Source organism: Amycolatopsis dendrobii (assembly GCF_014145675.1).
Lineage (GTDB): Bacteria > Actinomycetota > Actinomycetes > Mycobacteriales > Pseudonocardiaceae > Amycolatopsis > Amycolatopsis dendrobii.
The window spans coordinates 293,591-311,675 of the sequence record NZ_JACGZW010000010.1; the positions used below are offsets into that span (position 1 = coordinate 293,591).

General features: G+C 69.9%; 20 protein-coding genes. 8 read left to right on the forward strand and 12 right to left on the reverse strand.

The features are described 5' to 3' along the window. The first annotated feature begins 54 nt into the window (after window positions 1-54). On the forward strand, window positions 55-621 hold the full coding sequence (locus tag H4281_RS29615; protein ID WP_182894182.1) for a Uma2 family endonuclease: 567 nt from the start codon (window positions 55-57) through the stop codon (window positions 619-621). Between the two features lie 35 nt (window positions 622-656). On the opposite strand, the gene H4281_RS29620 is transcribed toward H4281_RS29615, so the two are convergent. After that, window positions 657-1,103: a pyridoxamine 5'-phosphate oxidase family protein gene (locus H4281_RS29620; protein WP_182894183.1), complete on the reverse strand. Its 447-nt coding sequence runs from the start codon at window positions 1,101-1,103 to the stop codon at window positions 657-659. Window positions 1,104-1,163: 60 nt separating this feature from the next. Between H4281_RS29620 and H4281_RS29625 the strand changes: the two genes are divergently transcribed. Further along, window positions 1,164-2,213 (forward strand): NAD(P)H-dependent flavin oxidoreductase, encoded by a 1,050-nt coding sequence (locus H4281_RS29625; protein ID WP_182894184.1) that lies wholly within the window; start codon window positions 1,164-1,166, stop codon window positions 2,211-2,213. Window positions 2,214-2,640: 427 nt separating this feature from the next. On the opposite strand, the gene H4281_RS29630 is transcribed toward H4281_RS29625, so the two are convergent. The 3 genes from H4281_RS29630 to H4281_RS29640 form a co-directional block, all read right to left on the reverse strand. Further along, window positions 2,641-4,125, reverse strand: coding sequence for an amino acid permease (locus tag H4281_RS29630; protein ID WP_182894185.1), 1,485 nt, complete (start codon window positions 4,123-4,125; stop codon window positions 2,641-2,643). 119 nt (window positions 4,126-4,244) lie between these two features. Beyond that, a complete protein-coding gene (locus tag H4281_RS29635) occupies window positions 4,245-5,267 on the reverse strand; it encodes an alpha/beta fold hydrolase (protein WP_182894186.1) in 1,023 nt (340 codons plus the stop codon). 161 nt (window positions 5,268-5,428) lie between these two features. Then, a complete protein-coding gene (locus H4281_RS29640) occupies window positions 5,429-6,394 on the reverse strand; it encodes a zinc-binding dehydrogenase (RefSeq protein WP_182894187.1) in 966 nt (321 codons plus the stop codon). A 60-nt stretch (window positions 6,395-6,454) separates the two neighbouring features. On the opposite strand from H4281_RS29640, the gene H4281_RS29645 reads away from it, so the two are divergent. From H4281_RS29645 to H4281_RS29655, 3 genes are read left to right on the forward strand one after another with little or no spacing between them, the layout of a single operon-like run. Next, a complete protein-coding gene (locus H4281_RS29645; RefSeq protein ID WP_182894188.1) occupies window positions 6,455-6,655 on the forward strand; it encodes a hypothetical protein in 201 nt (66 codons plus the stop codon). Between the two features lie 11 nt (window positions 6,656-6,666). Continuing rightward, a complete protein-coding gene (locus H4281_RS29650; protein WP_182894189.1) occupies window positions 6,667-7,119 on the forward strand; it encodes a guanyl-specific ribonuclease in 453 nt (150 codons plus the stop codon). Beyond that, window positions 7,116-7,466, forward strand: coding sequence for a barstar family protein (locus tag H4281_RS29655; RefSeq protein WP_182894190.1), 351 nt, complete (start codon window positions 7,116-7,118; stop codon window positions 7,464-7,466). Before H4281_RS29650 ends, H4281_RS29655 begins: the two co-directional genes overlap by 4 nt. Window positions 7,467-7,527: 61 nt before the next feature. Here H4281_RS29655 and H4281_RS29660 read toward each other — a convergent pair whose 3' ends face one another. Beyond that, complete coding sequence (locus tag H4281_RS29660) at window positions 7,528-8,301, reverse strand: enoyl-CoA hydratase-related protein (RefSeq protein ID WP_182894191.1); 774 nt, start codon at window positions 8,299-8,301, stop codon at window positions 7,528-7,530. 96 nt (window positions 8,302-8,397) lie between these two features. Between H4281_RS29660 and H4281_RS29665 the strand changes: the two genes are divergently transcribed. Both H4281_RS29665 and H4281_RS29670 read left to right on the forward strand, forming a co-directional pair. Next, window positions 8,398-8,967, forward strand: coding sequence for an ArsR/SmtB family transcription factor (locus H4281_RS29665; RefSeq protein WP_182894192.1), 570 nt, complete (start codon window positions 8,398-8,400; stop codon window positions 8,965-8,967). A 92-nt stretch (window positions 8,968-9,059) separates the two neighbouring features. Beyond that, window positions 9,060-10,382 (forward strand): alpha/beta hydrolase family protein, encoded by a 1,323-nt coding sequence (locus tag H4281_RS29670; protein ID WP_182894193.1) that lies wholly within the window; start codon window positions 9,060-9,062, stop codon window positions 10,380-10,382. A gap of 44 nt (window positions 10,383-10,426) precedes the next feature. Here H4281_RS29670 and H4281_RS29675 read toward each other — a convergent pair whose 3' ends face one another. Together H4281_RS29675 and H4281_RS45235 are read right to left on the reverse strand one after the other, a co-directional pair. Continuing rightward, a complete protein-coding gene (locus tag H4281_RS29675; protein ID WP_182894194.1) occupies window positions 10,427-11,056 on the reverse strand; it encodes a cyclase in 630 nt (209 codons plus the stop codon). Window positions 11,057-11,235: 179 nt separating this feature from the next. After that, window positions 11,236-11,784, reverse strand: a complete 549-nt coding sequence (locus H4281_RS45235; RefSeq protein WP_220508003.1) for a TetR/AcrR family transcriptional regulator — start codon at window positions 11,782-11,784, stop codon at window positions 11,236-11,238. A 46-nt stretch (window positions 11,785-11,830) separates the two neighbouring features. On the opposite strand from H4281_RS45235, the gene H4281_RS29685 reads away from it, so the two are divergent. Then, a complete protein-coding gene (locus H4281_RS29685) occupies window positions 11,831-12,688 on the forward strand; it encodes an oxidoreductase (protein WP_182894195.1) in 858 nt (285 codons plus the stop codon). 3 nt (window positions 12,689-12,691) lie between these two features. Here H4281_RS29685 and H4281_RS29690 read toward each other — a convergent pair whose 3' ends face one another. The 5 genes from H4281_RS29690 to H4281_RS29710 are packed head-to-tail and all read right to left on the reverse strand — an operon-like array spanning window position 12,692 to window position 18,014. Next, a complete protein-coding gene (locus H4281_RS29690) occupies window positions 12,692-13,429 on the reverse strand; it encodes a sirohydrochlorin chelatase (protein WP_182894196.1) in 738 nt (245 codons plus the stop codon). Beyond that, entirely contained in the window at window positions 13,426-14,688 is a 1,263-nt protein-coding gene (locus H4281_RS29695; RefSeq protein ID WP_182894197.1) for a sulfate adenylyltransferase subunit 1, read from the reverse strand. The genes H4281_RS29690 and H4281_RS29695 overlap by 4 nt, the downstream gene beginning before the upstream one ends. Further along, window positions 14,688-15,608, reverse strand: coding sequence for a sulfate adenylyltransferase subunit CysD (gene cysD / locus H4281_RS29700; RefSeq protein ID WP_182894198.1), 921 nt, complete (start codon window positions 15,606-15,608; stop codon window positions 14,688-14,690). Before cysD ends, H4281_RS29695 begins: the two co-directional genes overlap by 1 nt. A gap of 13 nt (window positions 15,609-15,621) precedes the next feature. After that, window positions 15,622-16,317, reverse strand: a complete 696-nt coding sequence (locus tag H4281_RS29705; RefSeq protein WP_182894199.1) for a phosphoadenylyl-sulfate reductase — start codon at window positions 16,315-16,317, stop codon at window positions 15,622-15,624. Further along, window positions 16,314-18,014 (reverse strand): nitrite/sulfite reductase, encoded by a 1,701-nt coding sequence (locus tag H4281_RS29710; RefSeq protein ID WP_182894200.1) that lies wholly within the window; start codon window positions 18,012-18,014, stop codon window positions 16,314-16,316. The genes H4281_RS29705 and H4281_RS29710 overlap by 4 nt, the downstream gene beginning before the upstream one ends. Between the last annotated feature and the right edge of the window lie 71 nt (window positions 18,015-18,085).

An 18,085-nucleotide genomic window follows, 5' to 3' on the forward strand; every position in this document is an offset into this window, starting at 1 on the left:
TGTCCTCAATTGCTGACAGGGATTCTCTGGCGCGAACAGGGAAAGGAGAGCACCATGACGGTCATGATGGAGAGCCAGAATCCGCCCGGGTCCGGTCCCATGACGGTGCGGGACCTTGAGGGGATGCCGGATGATGGCCGCCGTTACGAACTCATCGATGGGGCGCTGCTCGTGACTCCGGCGCCCGGATACCGCCATCAGAAGATCGGATACCGGCTCTATCACGTGCTGGAGGCCGCTTGCCCGCCGGAGTTCGACGTCCTGGGCGCGCCGTTCGCGGTGCACGTCGGCGATCGGGTGGAGCTGCAACCGGATGTGTTGGTGGGCTGGAGCGAAGACTTCACCGCCAAGGACCTGCCGGCGCCCCCGGTGCTCGCGGTCGAGATTCTGTCTCCGAGCACGGCGATCCATGATCTGAACACCAAGAAAGCGGTCTACGAGCGGCTGCGAGTGCCGAGTTATTGGGTGATCGACCCCGTCGCACCCGAACTGACCGTGTTCGAACTCGACGAAGACGGCTGTTACCAGCGGATCGCCAAAGCCGCGGGCACAGAGGTCTTCGAAGCGCGGCGGCCGTTTCCGGTCCGGGTGGTGCCCGAGGCGCTTGCCGGGAGGGGATGAGCCGAACCGCTCGTGCGCGCAGCACCGGGGTCGGCTCAGCCGTTTCCGATGATCTTGCCGACCTCCACGAACACCGCGGCCCGGCGTTCGGCGGCCATCACGCGGTCGTACTCCGCCCAGTCGTCGTGGGTGCCGGTGGCGGCTCGGAACACCTCGCGCAGCAGGGGCGGGAGGCCGTCGGCGGGGAAGGCGGGGTCGGGGTCGTCCGGGCCGATCAGGCGGACCGGGCCGGTCACCGAGAGCCAGCGCCAGCCGCGGCGGAACGTCACGGTCGCGTGGCCGTTGCGGCGCAGCAGGGCGAGTTTGCGCGCGCCGCCGACGGCGACGAAGCCCACGCTCGGCTTGCCGGTCACCGGGTCGTCCAGGAGGCCCGCGTTCACGACGGACGCGTGCACGGTGCCGTCGGCGCGGGTCGTGGCCACGGTGGCGAGGCCGTTCTCCTCCACCGTCAGCGCGCGGAGCTGTTCCAGGGTTGCCGTCATGCTCTTCTGCAACGCGGCGGCGGCCCGGCGCATTTCCGGTGCGGCACTAGGCTCGGGGACATGTTCGATGATCTCGAGTTCCCGGTGATCGTGGCTCCGATGGCGGGCGGGCCGACGACTCCGCAGCTGGTCGGCGCCGTCACGGCCGCGGGCGGATTCGGTTTCCTCGCCGCGGGCTACCTCAGCCCGGAGACGCTGGACGCCCGGATCGCGCACACCGCCGACCTCACCAGCGGCCGGTTCGGCGTGAACCTGTTCGTCCCCGGCGGCCGGTCGGTGGCCGATCTCGGCGCGCACCGCGAACGGTTGCTGGCCGAAGCCGTCCGCTACGGCGTCGAACTCGGCGACGCGGTGTGGGACGACGACGAGTACCCGGCGAAACTCGACCTCGTCGTGCGGCACCGGGTTCCGGTGGTGTCGTTCACCTTCGGCGCGCCGACGTCCGCCGAGGTGCAGCGGATCCACGAGGCGGGCGGCAAGGTCGCGGTCACCGTCACGAACCCGGAGGAAGCCGACCTCGCCGCCGCGCGCGGAGCCGACGCGCTGGTTGTGCAGGGCTTCGAAGCCGGCGGACACCGCGGCCTGTTCACCGACGACTCGGGCAGCCCGGCCGGCGGCGAGGAATACGGCCTGCTCGCACTGCTGCGGTTGCTCGGCGCGCGCACGAGCCTGCCGTTGATCGCGGCCGGGGGACTGGTCCACGGCGCCGACGTCGCGGCGGTGCTGGCCGCCGGTGCGTCGGCGGCGCAGCTGGGCACGGCTTTCCTGCTCGCGACGGAAGCCGGCACCGGCGACACCCAACGCCGCGCGCTCGCCGAAGCCGGCCGGACGACAGCGTTCACGCGCGCGTTCAGCGGACGTCCGGCGCGGGGCATGGTGAACCGCGTCCTGAGCGACCTCTCCGCCGACGCGCCAGCCGCGTACCCGCAACTGCACCACCTGAGCAAACCGGTCCGCGCGGCGGCCGCCAAAGCCGGTGACCCGGAGGCGATGTCGCTGTGGGCGGGCCAGACGTACCCGCTCGCCGGTGACGGCTCAGCGGCCTCGATCGTGGCCCGCCTGCGCACCGAGGCAAAGGCGGCGGCGGAACGGCTCGATCGGTTGCGCTGAGGCGTCTGGCTTCGGCGAGGGCTGGGGTCGCGACGGTGCGATGCCCGCTGTGACGAGAGGCCGGGAACGCCGCGGGTTGGCCGGTTGCCGTGCTCTGGTCGTGCGGCCCGGCTGCTGGCTGCACTGAGGTTCAGCGTGGCCGCGGGCGGCGTTTCGAATACTGGCCCGGTGGCAGTCCGGCTCGAGTCGCCATGCGTGATCTGGTCGCGTGCGGCGAGCGCGGAGGCGGTGTGTGCGGGTGGACCGGAAACGGTGCCCGATTGTGCACGGGACCAAGGCATCGCCTCAGTGCCGGCCGCGCTGTGCTCCGGAGTTTTCGGAGCGAACCTGGCCGGTGAAGCGAGTTCACCAGCAGCGCAAAGAAAACGCGGGGGACGCCACCAACGGCGTCCCCCGCGTCACAACCCGTTCGATCCGGCCGAAGAGCTCAGTCCGAAGTGGACTTGACTCCGCCGGACTCCCCGTCGCCAGCGTCCGCGCCGCGCTCCATGGCGGAGTGGCGTTTGCCGTAGGCGAAGTAGATCACCATGCCGATCGCGAACCAGATCGCGAAGCGCAGCCAGGTTTCCGGCTTCAGGAACGTGATCAGCCAGATCGAGAACACCACGCCGATGACCGGGACCACCGGCATGCCCGGAGTTTTGAACGTGCGAGGCAGGTCGGGGCGCTTGTAGCGCAGCACGATCACCGCGATGCAGACGACCACGAAGGCCAGCAGGATGCCGATGTTCGTCAGTTCCGCGGCCTCGCCGATGGGGAGCACGCCCGCGATCAACGCCGAAGCGCCGCCCAGGATCCAGGTGATGCGCGAAGGCACCTTGCGCACCGGATGGGTCTTCGAGAACCACTTTGGCAGCAGGCCGTCGCGGCTCATCGAGTAGCCCACGCGCGTCGCGCCCATCAGGAATGTGAACAAGACCGTCAGGATGCCGATGATGGCGCCCACCGCGATGATCGCGCCCAGCCAGCCGAGGCCGACCTTCGCGAACGCGCTCGAGAAGGCCGCTTCCGGGTTGATGTCGGTGTACTTCACCATGCCGGTCAGGACCAGGCAGGCCAGCACGTACAGCACCATCGAGATCGCCAGCGAGTAGATGATCGCCTTCGGCATGTGCTTCTGCGAGTCCTGCGACTCCTCCGCCGCGGTGGACATGGCGTCGTAGCCGAAGACCGCGAAGAACACCGTTGCCGCGCCGGTGAAAGCGCCGCTCAGGCCGAACGGGAAGAAGTTGCTGTAGTTGCCGCTCTGGATGTGGAAGGCGCCGACCACGATCACCAGCAGCACCAGGCCGACCTTCAGGTACACCAGCAGCGTTTCGAAGCGCGCCGCGTTCTTCATGCCCTGGTTGAGAATGAAGGCGATCAGCAGGCAGAGCAGCACCGCGAACAGATTGACCTTGTAGGAGCCTGCCGCGACGCCCGCTGGTTCTGTACCGGGTGCGCCGGCCATCCAGTTCGGCAAGGACACGTGCAGGAAGCCCAGCAAATCGTTGAAGTAGCCGGAGATCCCGATCGCGACCACGGACACGATCGCCGTGTACTCCAGCAGCAGGTCCCAGCCGATGAACCAGCCGACGATCTCGCCGAGCACCGCGTAGCCGTAGGTGTAAGCCGAACCCGCGCGCGGGATGAGACCGGCGAATTCCGCGTAGGAGAACGCCGCCGCGGCGCTCGCGATGCCCGCGATCAGGAACGAGATCAGCACGGCCGGGCCCGCGGTCTTGTTCGCGACCGCACCGGCGAGCGAGAAGATGCCCGCGCCGATGATGCCGCCGACGCCGATCGCGGTCAGCTGCCGCAGGCCGAGCGTGCGCTGCAGGCCGCTTTCCCCGGTGTGCTCGATGGTTTCGATCGGCTTCCGCCGGAAGATCCCGGACCCGGAGCCCAGGTTAGGGCCGCGCGGAGCTGACATCGATGTCTCCTCAGACTGGTGGTTCGCAGGACCCGGGTTCCGGGCCCTGGCAGGGCACCGTACCCGGAGGCGCCGCGCCTGTCACCGACTCCATAGTGTGACGATCTCGGCAGCCTGCGTCACCCGGTCGCGGAGTTGTCCTCGACATCGCTGACCGTGGGCGCCGGGCGCGCGGCCGAGCGGACCGCGCCCGCGGCGAAGAACGTGAGCAGCTCCGCGACCTCGGCCGGGTCGTCCAGCTGCGGGCAGTGGCCCCAGTCCTCGCGCACCACGAGCCTGCTGTGCGGCACCAGGGTGTGCAGCTTCCGCCCGGACGCGGCCGTCACCAGCTTGTCCTTGCCGCACGCGACCGCGAGCAGCGGGATCTTGATCTGGTCGAGCCGGTACGCGTCGGCCAGCTCCGCGACGAGCTGCCGGGCCTCTTCGAGCCGGGACGTGGTGGCCCGGTAGTCGGGGAAGAGCGTGGTGAACCGCCGGACCTGGCCCGCGTCCGCCTGGCGCGAGTCGGCGTAGAGGATCCGCGGCACGAGCTGTTCGGCGACCGCGCGAACCAGGAAACCCGGCACCGGCAACGGAAGCGAGGAGTACAGCCGCAGCGGCAGCGGATTGCGCCCGACCGTGCGCACCAGCCACGAGTCGACGAAACCCGGCGCGGCGATCGACACCACGCCGTTGGTCGGCAGCCGGTGGTTCTGCGCCGCGCGGAGGCTCATCGTGCCGCCGAGCGAGTTGCCCGCGAGCACGACCGGGCCGAGCACGGCCTGCTCTCGCACCACCGCGGCGGTGAAGGCGTCGAGCTGCGGCAGCATCGGGCCGGGGCGCAGCGGCTGCGCGTCGCCGAAGCCGGGGAGGTCGACGGCGATCGCGGCGATGCCCTCGGCGGCTAGTTCTCCGAGTACCGGACGCCACGTGTCGGCACTGTCGCAATACCCGTGGAGCAACACGAGCCGGGGAGCGCGCGGCTTCTCGGCGCCCTTGCGGCGCGTGCGCTTGGGTGCGGGAGCCTCGGCGACGGGCGGGCCGACCTCCAGCACGCGCGTGCGCATGCCGGCGAACCGCCGGAAGGATTCCCGGATCGGCTCCGGTTCGCTGGGGTGCCGGCCGCCCCGGCCGACCGGGACTGGCCGCTGCGTCGCGGTCATGTTCTCCAGGTTAACCGCCCAAGGTCGAGTTCTGGTGGAACTTTGGGGGTCACTATCTGATTGCAAAGCTGGGGTGTTGACGATTCACCGGAGAACAGGTAAAAGCGCTGGCCCGAGCTCACTGAACGTGAAAAGCCCAGGCCAGCGCGGTGCGACTGGTTTCAGCGGGTGAAAACGATCTTGCCCGCGGTCTCCCCGGCGGCCATCGCGGCGAATCCCGCGGGGGCCTCCGTGAGGGGGAGCTCGGTGCCGATCTGCGGCTTGATGCCCTTCAGGTCGAGGTAGGCGAGCAGGTCGGCCAGCTCGTCGCGGGTGCCCATGGTCGAGCCGAGGACCCGCAGTTGCAGGAAGAACACCCGCTGCAGGTCGGCTGAGGGGTCGGGGCCGCTGGTCGAGCCGGACACCACGACCACGCCGCCCGGCTTCAGCGACTTCAGCGTGTGCCCCCAGGTCGCCTTCCCGACCGTCTCGAACACGCCGTCCACCCGCTCCGGCAGCCGTGCGCCGGATTCGAACGTCTGGTGCGCGCCGACGCTCTCGGCCAGCGCGCGCTTCTCCTCGCTCCGCCCGGTGACCCACACGCGGAACCCGGCCGCGCGGCCGAGCGCGATCAGCGCGGTCGACACCCCGCCGGACGCGCCCTGCACCAGCATCGTCTGGCCGGGCCGCAGACCCGACTTCACGAACAGCATCCGGTACGCGGTGAGCCACGCGGTGCCCATCGTCGCGCCCTCGGCGAAGCTCAGTCCGGCCGGCTTCGGCACCGCGTTGCGGGCCGGGACCACGACCTGGTCGGCGAACGTGCCCTGGTGCTTTTCGGTGAGCAGGGTGCGCTTCGGGTCGAGCGTGTCGTCGCCCTGCCAGCCGGGCGCGTTGATCACCGAGTGCAGCACGACCTCGGTGCCGTCGTCGAGCGTTCCCGCGCCGTCGCAGCCGAGGATCATCGGGAACTGGTCGGGCTTGATGCCGACGCCGCGCAAGGTCCACAGGTCGTGCATGTTCAGGCTGGCGGCTTTGACGTGCACCCGGACCCAGCCTTCGGGCGCCTCGGGTTCCGGCCGCTCGCCGACGACCAGCGAATCGAGCGGGGACTCGGCGTTGGGTTCCTGCGCGTATACGGCGAACATGGCAGCAACCTACCTCCCCTGCGCGACCCGGCGCAGGGGAGCGCGCGTAGGCTCACATTCGTGTTCGAAGGCCTGGCCAACTGGTGGGACGGGGTCGAGCTGTGGCTCGCCCAAGCCTGGTTCCCCGTGCAGTTCGTGCTGGTGATGGCGGTGCTCGTGCCGCTGTGCCTGCTCGCCGCGTGGGCCATCGACAAGCTGGTGGAGCGCTTCGGCCGCCGGTTCGGCACGGCCCGTGACGACGACGGTCCCGGCCGCTCCTAAGCTGGCACACCATGGTCAACCGTAGGCGGATCACCGCTGCGCTCGTCGGTCTCCTCGTGCTGGTGCTCGGCGGGTGGCTCGTCAAGGAAACCGCCGGCTCCTCGGATTCGCCGGCGCCGTCGTCCTCGTCGGGCGCTCCCGCCGCCGCCTCCGGGAAGGTGCCGGGAGCGGACTCGAAGCTGCCGGTCAAACCGTTGTCCTCGCTGCCTTCGCAGGCGAAGGACACGTGGAACCTGATTGAAAAGGGCGGGCCCTACCCGTATCCGCGCAATGACGACGTCGTCTTCCAGAACCGGGAGAAAAAGCTTCCCGCGGAGAAGAACGGCTATTACCACGAATACACCGTGAAAACGCCGGGCAGCCCGGACCGAGGGGCGCGCAGGCTGATCACGGGGGCGGGGAAAGAGTTGTATTACACAGCGGACCATTACGCGTCGTTCGTCGTTGTGGATCCCGCGCGGTGAGCGGGGAGACGGCGCAGGCCGCGGCGGACGCGGCGTTCGCGCGCGGGGCTTACCCGCATCGGGTCGACGGAACGCGCACGCTGGACAAGCTGTCGGCGCTGGACGCGATCGGCGAGGCGCTTTCTTTTCCGTCTTATTTCGGGCGGAATCTGGACGCGTTGTACGATATGCTCACGGATTTGTCGTGGCTGCCGACCGGCGAGCACGTGCTGATCTGGGCCGGGTCGGACGGATTGAAGGCGGCCGAGCCCAAGGCGTACCTGGCGGTGCGGAGCGTGTTGTCGGACGCGCAGCGGGCCATGGGCTCCGGTGACCGGCGGCTGACCTTGGTGCTGGTGGACGCTTAACGGGCGGTGAGGGGAACCCTGGCGGAATCAGAGTCCTTCCGGGTTCCCCTCCCGGACAGCGTCAGTCCTGCGGGACCCAGTTCGGCTTGCGCTTCTGCGCGAAAGCCTGGATGCCTTCCTGTCCTTCTTCGCTCGCGAAGAAGCCCGCGGACAGGGCGTTCATGTCGGCGAAGCCTTCGGCCGGGGTCGCCGGACGTGGGCGGGCCAGCAGTTCCTTCGTGGCGGCCAAGGCCTTCGGGCCGCCGAGGGTCAGCGACTTGAGGTAGCCCTCGACCGTCTTGTCCAGGTCTTCCGCCGGAACGCAGGCGTTCAGCAGGCCGATCTCCACCGCGCGCTTCGCGTCGAAGACGTCGCCGGTCAGGAAGAGTTCGTGCGCGGCCCGGGCGGTCAGCCGCGGGAGCACCGTGAGGCTGATGACCGCCGGGATGACGCCGATCCGGACCTCGGAGAAGGCGAAGGTCGCTTCCGGGACCGCCACCGCGATGTCGCACGCGGCGACCATGCCGATGCCGCCCGCGCGAGCCGGGCCCGCCAGGCGCGCGACGACCGGTTTCGGGCTCGTCCACAGCTGGTCCAGGATCCGCGGGAACTCGTTCACGCCCTGGTCGGACGAACCGGCGCCGCGGGCTTCCTTCAGGTCCATGCCCGCGCAGAAGACCGGGCCGGTATGGGTCAGCTGCACCACGCGCACCGCGTCGTCCTCGCGGGCCTTGTTCAGCGACTCGCTCAGTTCCCGCCGCAGCTGCGCCGACAGCGCGTTGCGGTTGTGCGGGGAGTCCAGGGTGATCGTGGCGATGCCGGCCGCCACCTCGTAGTGCACCAGTTCGTCAGCCATGCCTGACACTTTCGCACACCGCCTCGCGGGGAGCGGGGGTGAAGTTGATGCACGAAAACTCGTGCATCAAAACTCGTGCACCGCTACCTTAGGGGCATGGCAGAACACCGTCCCGCTGACCTGAAGGCCCTCAAGGCGCTCGCGAACCCGTTGCGGCAGCGGATTCTCGAGCTGCTGGCCGCGTCCGGACCGGCGACCTCGACGACGCTCGCCGAGCGGCTGGGCGTGACCAGCGGCGGGACCAGCTACAACCTGCGGGTGCTGGCGGAGAACGGGTTCGTCGAGGAGCTTCCCGAACGCGCGCGCGGGCGGGAGCGCTGGTGGCGCGCCGTGCCGCACGACCTGCGGTTGCCGCCTGCCGAAGACGATCCGGCGAAAGCGGCGATCGGCGAACTGCACCGGCTGTGGCTCGCGGGCGACACCGACCTGTACGAACGGTTCGAGCGCGAGCGGCCGCAGCTGGGGGAGTGGGCGGACGCGATTCCGTACTCGCGCGGCGCGATCACCGTGACGCTGGACGAGCTGGGGGATTTCTTCGAGGCGTATCTCGCCTTGCTGCGGCGGTATCAGCGGCCGGACGGCGAGACGCCGGAGGGGGCGCGCCGGGTCGAGACGCGGATGCTCGCGTTCCCGGCGCCGGGCGGAGAGGAGGCCGCCCGGGACTGAACCGGAGGAAGGCCCTGGGTGCCGAGCGGCCACTCGGCACCCAGGAACGAGGGAAAACGTCGCACGATCTCCCGAAGCAAGGAGAACACTTCATGCTGCCCTGGGGCAAATCGCGGCTCGCCGCCGCGATCCTCGTGCTGGGCTCGGTCCTGCCGACCGCCCAGCCGGTACAAGCACAGCCGTCCGCGGAGGTCAGTTTCGCCGGCGCGGGCGGAATCACGTTGCACGGCACGGTATTCCGGCCGGACGGGCCGGCGAAGTCCGCGATCGTCCTGCAAGGCGGGTCGGACTGGCGGACGCGGGACAACCTCCGCGTGCAGGCCGAGATGTTCACGCGGCTCGGCGTGACGACACTCGTCTACGACCGGCGTGCCAGCGGCTATTCCAAGACCCAGCGCGATTACGGCGTGCTGGCGGACGATCTGGTCTCGGCGGTCCGCGCGTTGCGGGCGCGGTCGGGAGCCGCGGAGGTCGGCGTCTGGGGAGTCAGCGAGGGCGCGTGGGTCGCGCCGCTCGCCGCGACGCGGGCACCGGACATCTCGTATGTGATCACGGTCGGCGGGTCCGGGTGGGGCGGAGCGCGGCAAACCTCGTGGTACTGGGGAAATGTCCTTCGCCACCAAGGGATTTCCGGTTCGTTGCTGAGGACTTTGCCCGTGCAGGGGACGCGGTTCGCGGTCGGATCCGGATTGTTCCCCGAGGCCGGTTACGACCCGGTGCCGGTGCTGCGAGGACTGAAGCAGCCGATCCTGGCGTTGTGGGGCGACCTCGACATCAACCACGTGCCGGTCGAGAGTTCGCGGATTTTCGCGGACGCGCTGGCAGGACACCCGAACCATACGATCCGGTTCGTCGCCGGTGGCGGGCCGGATCTGTACGCGACCAGCGACGCCGGGTTCGACCGGCTGCCTCGGGTCGTGCCTGGCTATCCGGCGGCGGTCGCGGAGTGGCTGGCGGATCGGCGGGGCGGCCATGTCGAGACCGCGGCTTTCACACAGCGGCCAACGGAAGCGCTCAGGCCGTTGTCCTGGTGGGAATCTGTTTGGGCGCAAGGGATCGCGCTCGCGCTGCTGCTCGGAGGCTTCGCGGTCGGCGGCGTGGTCGCGCTGATGCGTCGCCGGGGGACCAGGTCGTCGCGGTGGTTGGCCGGACTCGGGACGGCGACGGTCGCCGGTTTCGTCGGAATGCTCGGCTGGGCCCAGTTGTCCGGGATGAAGGATCTCGGACCGGTGTTCCTCGGGCGGCCGTTGCCGTGGCTGGCAGTGCAAGCGCTGGCGGTCGCGACCGTGGTCGCGTTGGCGGTGACCGCAACCGGGCTGAGAAACCCGGGCCGGCGGCGCGGGGCGGTCGCACCGCTCGTGGCGGGACTGGTGTTCGTGCCGTGGGCGGTCTACTGGGGACTGTTGCTCCCGTGAGCCGGGCGCGGCCACCCGGGCGCAGCGGGTGGCCGCGGTCCGGGTCAGCCGATGGTCGTGGTGGTGAAAACCGGGCTCGGGTTGGGGAAGCACGCCGTCGGCGCGGTGACGTCGCCGATGATGCTGCTGGCCACGGCCTTGAAGGTCAGGCCGGGGTCGCTGTAGCTGGTGCCGGACAGTTTCGTCTCGATCTTGCCGGAGTCGCCTGCCTTGAGGTGCGCGGTGACGGTCGGCAGTTCGAAGGTCGAACCGCCGGCGATCGGGCCGGGGAAGCTCAGGGTCGCGACGCCGTCGGCGACGCTGATCGTCGGCGGGGTGTCGCCGAGGCCGGAGCCGCCGGCGAGATCGGCGCTGACGTAGGTCGAGTTCGCCGGGACTGGGAACTTCAGCGCGAAGGTGTTGATGTTCTTGACCTTGTTGCCGCCCACGTCGCTCGGGACGGTGTTGGGCGCGGGGTCGATGACGACGTCGAACGCCCCGCCGGGCGCGACCGTCGCGGGCGCGGTGACGTCGGCGTTCTGGGTCAGCGACACCTGCTGCGGGCCGACCACCGGTGCGTCGGCCTGGCAGTCGAAGTTGATCGCGGTCGCGGCGGACGCCGGGGCCGCGAGGGCGAGCGGAAGGGCGGCGACCGCCGTCAGCGCGGCCAGCCGGTAAAAGTGAGGTGCTTTCATCTGTGTGCTCCTACCTGCGGGTTTCACGGGGGAGAGAGAAAGCTGCGCAGCGATTAGAGAGTTACCGGCAAGTTAAGTAGCGCGTCAAGGATTGACCGTTCACAGCAGCGCACCGTGACGGAAAATGTGAATAGAGCTCACCTTGTGGCGGTAGGAGTGGCCTGATCGGCCGTTCGGGTCTACCGGCTGTGGTCCGACAGGGCGAGCCAGGCCAGTTCGGTCCATCGCTCCCGGGCGGGCTCCGGAACGTCCGCGCCCGGCGAGGCGGCGAGGAGCAGGCCGACGTCGTCCGCGGAGATTCCCGGCCGCAGCGCGTGGTCGCGGTGGGCGGCGGCGATCAGGGATTCGATCGTTTTGGCGGCGTGCTCGCGCATCGTCTGGAGCGGTTCGGGAGAGAGATTCGAGAGTGCGGCGCGGAGAAGGCGTTCTTCGCCGAGATCGACGACGACCCGGCGGATGAGATCGAGAAGTTCGTCCGCCGCGGCAGTCTGATCGGCGGCGACGCGGGCGGCGGCCTTGTCGAGCACCTCGGCGATCGCGGCGCCGAGGTCTTCCGCGATCTCGCGCACCAGATCCTGTTTGGTCGGGAAATGCCGATAGAGCGTGCCGACGGCGACCCCGGCGTCGGCGGCGATCTCGTCCATTCCGGCGTCGGGTCCGCGAGCGATCAGCAGAGTTCGTGCGGACGCGAGGATCGCCGCCCGGTTCCGCGCCGCGTCTGCCCGCACTGCCGCTCCTTGCCGATGAAGATGAACTGATGGTTCACTATACAACATGAACAAGTGGTTCAGGTTAGAGAAGGGCCGCGTCGCGGTGGTCACCGGAGCGAACACCGGCATCGGCTTCGAAACAGCCCGCGCGCTGGCTCACCGCGGCGCTCGCGTCGTGCTGGCTTGCCGGGATCCGGAGAAGGCAAAGGACGCGGCTCGCCGGATCGGCCGGGAAACCCAGGTCGTCCGGCTGGACCTGGCGTCGCTGGACTCCGTCCGCGAGGCAGCCGACGAGGTGCGCGGCCGGCACGACCGGATCGACCTGCTGATCAACAACGCCGGCGTGACCAATGCGCCCGGCCGGACCGCGGACGGGTTCGAGATGCAGTTCGGGGTCAACCACCTCGGCCACTTCGCGTGGACGGCGCTGCTGCTCGACCGGCTGCTGGACGTGCCGGGGTCCCGCGTGGTGACGGTCAGCAGCATCGCGCACCGGTTCGGCCGGATCGACCCGGACGACCTGAAGGCGGCCAGCGGGTATCCGGCGTCGAAACTCGCCAATCTGCTGTTCGCCTATGAACTCGCGAAACGCTTGCGTGGCACCGAAACCGTCTCGCTGGCCGCGCATCCCGGCGGGGCGGCCACGGAGATCTTCCGGCACTCGTCGGCAGCTTTCCGGGGTGCGAACCTGGCGATCGCGCGACTATTCGGGCGGACGCCTGCGATGGGTGCGTTGCCGACGCTGCGGGCGGCGGCCGATCCCGCCGCGAGCAACGGCGAGTACTACGGCCCCGGCGGGCTTTTCGAGATCCGCGGCTACCCCGAGCTGGTCCAGTCCAGCGCGCGTTCGCACGACGCCGACCTGCAAAAGCGGTTGTGGGAGGCCTCGCTGCGGGCGACCGGCGCGGGCTGCCCGGTGTGACGGTCAGGCGGCGGTCCGCAGCAGCCCGGAAATCGCGGCGGCGTACCGGCCGATCACCACGTCTGCCACGCGCGGGTCGTCCGCGAGCGGTTCGGCGATGAACGCGTCCGGATCGGCCTCGCGGGCCAGCGACGCGATCCGGTCTGGCAGCAGGCCGGGAGCCAGGAACCACGACGCCACCACGAGATGCCGCACGCCGCGGTCGCGCAGCCGGGCCGCGGCGGCCGGGATGTCCGGCTGGGCGGCGCTCGCGAACGCCTCGCTCACCGGCAGGCCGAGCTGCTTTTCCCAGCGTGCGGCCACCCCGGCGACGACAGCGTTGGCCTCGGGGTTCGAGGAACCGACAGCGCTCAGCAGCACTCCGGTTCCGCTGCTGCGGCGGGCTCCGGCGATCCGGTCCAGGGCGACGGCTTCGAGGGCCGGGTCGGCGCCGAGCACGTCCGAGACCTTGATCCGGAACCCGGGGCACTCCGCGGCCACCTCGTCGACCAGCGCGGGCAGGTCGACCCGGGCGTGAAAAGCGCTGCCCAGCAACAATGGGACGACGACCGCGGATCGGTGCCCTTGTGCGTAAAGCCCGCGCAGCACGTCGGTGACGCGCGGCTCCGACAGATCGAGGAACGACTCGTGCACGTCCAGCCCCGGTGCCTGCGCACGGACGACGTCGACCAGCGCCCGCACCGTCGCGGCGGAGCGGGGGTCACGACTGCCGTGCGCGACGGCGACCAGGGGTGGCGTCACGAGAACCGCTCGCCGACGAGTCCGGCGGCGAGGGTGTCGCCGTCCTTCGGGTCGATGACCAGGAACGCGCCGGTGCGCGGGCTCACGCCGTAGTCGTCCACCGGCAGCGGCTCGGCCAGCTGCAGGCTGACACTGCCGATGTCGTTGAGCTCCAGGCTTCCCGGCGAGTCCACACTGGACAGAGTCTGCTCGTCGAACCGGGCGTGCAACTCGGCGGCGAGCCCCTGCACGGTCCGGGTGCCGTGCTTGATCAGCACTCGCGCGCCGGTCTTGAGCGGCTTCGACGACAGCCAGCACAGCGTGCCGGTGATCTCGTCGGTGACTTCCGGCGGCGCGTCGGCGGCCGCGATCAGGTCGCCTCGGCTGATGTCGATGTCGTCGGCGAGCAACAGGGTCACCGAGGTTCCGGCGCCTGCCTCTTCCAGCGGACCGTCCGCGGTGTCGATCCGCTCGACCTGGCTGCGGATCCCTTGCGGCTGCACGACGATCTCGTCTCCGGGACGCACCGTTCCGGCGGCGATCTGGCCGGCGTAGCCGCGATAGTCCGGGTACTCGGCGGTGCGCGGGCGGATCACGTACTGCACGGGGAACCGCAGCGCGGAATCGTGCGGATCCGGTGCCACCGGCACGTTTTCGAGGTGCTCCAGCAGCGACGGGCCGTCGTACCACGGAGTCTTCTCCGACCGGGTGGCGACGTTGTCGCCGACCAGCGCGGAAACCGGGATGGTGACGACGGACGCCGAGTCATAGCCCAGCGATTCCGCGTGCGCGGTGAACTCCTTGGCGATGACGCCGAAGGTGTTCTCGTCGTAGCCGACGAGGTCGATCTTGTTCACCGCCAGCACCAGCTGCGGCACGCCGAGCAGCGCCAGCACGGCCGCATGCCGCCGGGTCTGCTCGACCACGCCGTTGCGCGCGTCGACCAGCAGTACCGCGAGCTGCGCGGTGGACGCGCCGGTGACCGTGTTGCGCGTGTACTGCACGTGCCCCGGGGTGTCAGCGAGCACGAACGACCGCTTCGGCGTGGCGAAATAGCGGTACGCGACGTCGATCGTGATGCCCTGCTCGCGCTCCGAGCGCAGGCCGTCGACGAGCAGCGACAGGTCCGGAGTGGACAGTCCTTTGTCGACAGACGCGCGGGTGACCGCGTCGAGCTGGTCGGCCAGGACGGACTTGGTGTCGTACAGCAGCCGCCCGACCAGCGTGGACTTCCCGTCGTCCACGCTGCCCGCGGTGGCCAGCCTCAGCAGGCTCGACATCAGAAGTAGCCCTCCCGTTTGCGGTCTTCCATGGCCGCCTCGGACATCCGGTCGTCGGCGCGGGTGGCGCCGCGTTCGGTGAGCCGCGAAGCCTGTACCTCGGCGATGACCTCCTCCACGGTGGACGCCGTGGATTCGATCGCGCCGGTGCAGGAACCGTCGCCGACGGTCCGGTAGCGCACGCTCAGCTCGCGCACGTCCTCGCCGGGACGCGGCCCGCCCCACGGGCCCTCGCTGAGCCACATGCCGTCGCGCTGGTAGACCGCGCGCTGGTGGGCGTAGTAAATCGAAGGCAGCTCGACCTTTTCCCGCGCGATGTAGTTCCACACGTCGGCTTCGGTCCAGTTGGACAGCGGGAACACGCGGACCTGCTCGCCCGGACGGTGCCGCCCGTTGTAGAGGTTCCACAGCTCCGGCCGCTGCCTGCGCGGCTCCCACTGGCCGAAAGCGTTGCGCAGGCTGAAGATCCGCTCCTTCGCCCGTGCCCGTTCCTCGTCGCGGCGACCGCCGCCAAAGACCGCGTCGAACTTGTTCTCCGCGATCGTCTCGAGCAACGGCGTGGTCTGCAGCGGGTTGCGCAGGCCGTCGGCGCGCTCCTCGAGCCGTCCGTCGTCGATCCAGTCCTGGACCTTCGCGACCACCAGGCGCAGCCCGTGCTTTTCGACGACGCGGTCGCGGAACTCCAGGACCTCGTCGAAGTTGTGCCCGGTGTCCACGTGCAGCAGCGGGAACGGCACCGGCGCGGGCCAGAAGGCCTTGATCGCCAGGTGCAGCATCAGCGTCGAGTCCTTGCCGCCGGAGAACAGGATCACCGGCCGGTCGAACTCGCCCGCGACCTCGCGGAAGATGTGGATGGCCTCGGACTCCAAGGCGGCCAGGTTGTCGACAGCCGCGTCGGCCGCCGGTTCCGCCGTCGTCATCAGTCCTCCTGTGTCAGCCATGCAGTCCGCACTCGGTTTTCGACTGTCCCGCCCACCGGCCGCTGCGCGGATCCTGCCCCGGTTCGACCTTCGCCGTGCAGGGCGCGCAGCCGATCGACAGGTAGCCGATCGACACCAGCGGGTTCTCCAGGATCCCGTTCTCGTGCAGGTAGCCGTTGAACTCGTCGTCGGTCCACGCCGCGATCGGGTTGATCTTCACCAGGCCGTTGCGCTCGTCCCAGGTGACGATCGGCGTGTTCGCGCGGGTCGGCGCGTCCACCCGGCGCACGCCGGTGACCCACGCCGAGTACTTGCCGAGCGTCTGCCGCAGCGGCACGACCTTGCGCAGGAAACAGCACTGGCCGGGGTCGCGTTCGTGCAGCTTCGGCCCGTACTCCGCGTCCTGTTCGGCGACGCTCTGCTCGGCCTGCGCGTTGACGATCCGCACGTCCGGGTACACCGTCTGGACCGCGTCGCGCACTCCCAGGGTTTCGGCGAAGTGATAGCCGGTTTCCAGGAACAGCACGTCCACCGCGGGCTTGACCTTCGTGGCGAGGTCGATCAGCACGGCGTCCTGCATGTTCGACGCCACGATGAAGTCGTCGCCGAAGGTCTCGACCGTCCAGCGCAACGCTTCTTCGGCGGTCGCGTCGGCCAGTTCCTTCTCGGCACGCTCGGCCAGCGCCCGGTAGTCCGCCACCGCGGTCACTGCAGCACCCCTTCGTCCGCCCGCAACGCCCACTGCGGGAAGCGTTCGCCCGGTTCGCGGCCCGCGACGTACGCGCGCACCACGCGTTCCACGTACTCGACCAGTTCGCCCGCGGTGACCTTGTGGCCGCGCAGCTTCCGGCCGAACCCGGCGTCGAGCCCGAGGCCGCCGCCGAGGTGCACCTGGAAGCCTTCGACCTGGTTGCCGTCGGCGTCGGTGACGATCTGCCCCTTGAGCCCGATGTCCGCGGTCTGCACCCGGGCGCAGGAGTTCGGGCAGCCGTTGAGATGCACCGACACCGGCGTTTCCAGCTGCGCGTTGATGTCGGCGAGCGATTTCTCCAGGTCCGCCACCAGCTGCTGCGCGCGGACCTTCGTCTCGACGATCGCGAGCTTGCAGAACTCCAGCCCGGTGCACGCCATCACGCTGCGCCGCCACGGCGACGGCTTGGTCTGCAGGCCCAGCTCGGCCAGTTCCGCTTGCAGCGCGGGAACTTCGGCCTCGGGGACGTCGAGCACGACCAGCTTCTGGTGCGGGGTCAGCCGCACCCGCCGCGATCCGGCCCGCTCGGCCGCGTCGGCGACGGCGACCAGCGTGCTGCCGGACACCCGCCCGGCGACCGGCGCGGCCCCGACGTAGTAGTTGCCGTCCTTCTGCGGATGCACGCCGACGTGGTCGATCGGGGTCGCGGGGTTTTCCGGCGGCGGGCCGTCGATCAGCTTCCGCTTCAGGTACTCCGACTCGAGAACTTGCCGGAATTTTTCGGTGCCCCAGTCCTTGACCAGGAACTTCAGCCGCGCCCGCGAGCGCAGCCGCCGGTAGCCGTAGTCGCGGAAGATCGAGACGACGCCTTCCCAGACCTGCGGCACCTCGTCCAGCGGGACCCACGCGCCGAGCCGCTGCGCGAGCATCGGGTTCGTGGAGAGCCCGCCGCCGACCCAGAGGTCGAAGCCGGGGCCGTGCTCCGGGTGGTCGACGCCGACGAAGGCGACGTCGTTGATCTCGTGCACGATGTCCGGCAGCCCGGAGATCGCGGTCTTGAACTTGCGCGGCAGGTTCGCGAACCGCGGGTCGCCGATGTAGCGCTCGAGGATCTCGTCGATCGCCGGAGTGGCGTCGAGCACCTCGTTCGCGGCGATGCCGGCGACCGGGGAGCCGAGCACGACGCGCGGGCAGTCGCCGCAGGCTTCGGTCGTGGTCAGGCCCACGTTCTCCAGCCGGGACCAGATGGAGGGCACGTCCTCGATCTCGATCCAGTGGTACTGGACGTTCTGCCGGTCGCTGATGTCGGCGGTGTCGCGCGCGTGCTCCCGCGAGATCTCTCCGACCACCCGCAGCTGCTCGGTGGTGAGCGCACCGCCGTCGATGCGGACGCGCATCATGAAGTAGCGGTCGTCCAGTTCCTCGGGCTCCAGCAGCGCGGTGCGGCCGCCGTCGATGCCCGGCTTGCGCTGGGTGTAGAGGCCGAACCAGCGGAACCGGCCGCGCAGGTCGCCCGGGTCGATCGAGTCGAAACCCCGGTGCGCGTAGATGTTTTCGATCCGCGAGCGGACGTTCAGCGGGCTGTCGTCCTTCTTCGAGCGCTCGTTCGGGTTCAGCGGCTCCCGGTAACCGAGCGCCCACTGACCCTCGCCCCGCTTCTGGCGTGGCCGGGGCGTGCGGCCCTTCGCGGGCGTTTCACGCGGGGGTGCGGACATGGAGATCCTCCGGGCAGGGTTGTCGAGGCGGCTCCACCGCGGCGTCGGTGCGGGGGCTGGAGCGGGCCGGT

Bases quoted from the DNA above. Each gene is read 5' to 3' on its own strand.
- H4281_RS29665 (WP_182894192.1), top strand. From the start codon at position 8,398: ATGGCAGAACACCGTCCCGCTGACCTGAAGGCCCTCAAGGCGCTCGCG.
- H4281_RS29635 (WP_182894186.1), bottom strand. From the start codon at position 5,267: ATGACCGCGACGCAGCGGCCAGTCCCGGTCGGCCGGGGCGGCCGGCAC.
- H4281_RS29660 (WP_182894191.1), bottom strand. From the start codon at position 8,301: ATGGCTGACGAACTGGTGCACTACGAGGTGGCGGCCGGCATCGCCACG.
- H4281_RS29625 (WP_182894184.1), top strand. From the start codon at position 1,164: ATGTTCGATGATCTCGAGTTCCCGGTGATCGTGGCTCCGATGGCGGGC.
- H4281_RS29650 (WP_182894189.1), top strand. From the start codon at position 6,667: ATGGTCAACCGTAGGCGGATCACCGCTGCGCTCGTCGGTCTCCTCGTG.
- H4281_RS29630 (WP_182894185.1), bottom strand. From the start codon at position 4,125: ATGTCAGCTCCGCGCGGCCCTAACCTGGGCTCCGGGTCCGGGATCTTC.
- H4281_RS29620 (WP_182894183.1), bottom strand. From the start codon at position 1,103: ATGACGGCAACCCTGGAACAGCTCCGCGCGCTGACGGTGGAGGAGAAC.
- H4281_RS29675 (WP_182894194.1), bottom strand. From the start codon at position 11,056: ATGAAAGCACCTCACTTTTACCGGCTGGCCGCGCTGACGGCGGTCGCC.
- cysD (WP_182894198.1), bottom strand. From the start codon at position 15,608: ATGACGACGGCGGAACCGGCGGCCGACGCGGCTGTCGACAACCTGGCC.
- H4281_RS29640 (WP_182894187.1), bottom strand. From the start codon at position 6,394: ATGTTCGCCGTATACGCGCAGGAACCCAACGCCGAGTCCCCGCTCGAT.
- H4281_RS29670 (WP_182894193.1), top strand. From the start codon at position 9,060: ATGCTGCCCTGGGGCAAATCGCGGCTCGCCGCCGCGATCCTCGTGCTG.
- H4281_RS29615 (WP_182894182.1), top strand. From the start codon at position 55: ATGACGGTCATGATGGAGAGCCAGAATCCGCCCGGGTCCGGTCCCATG.
- H4281_RS29695 (WP_182894197.1), bottom strand. From the start codon at position 14,688: ATGTCGAGCCTGCTGAGGCTGGCCACCGCGGGCAGCGTGGACGACGGG.
- H4281_RS29685 (WP_182894195.1), top strand. From the start codon at position 11,831: ATGAACAAGTGGTTCAGGTTAGAGAAGGGCCGCGTCGCGGTGGTCACC.
- H4281_RS29710 (WP_182894200.1), bottom strand. From the start codon at position 18,014: ATGTCCGCACCCCCGCGTGAAACGCCCGCGAAGGGCCGCACGCCCCGG.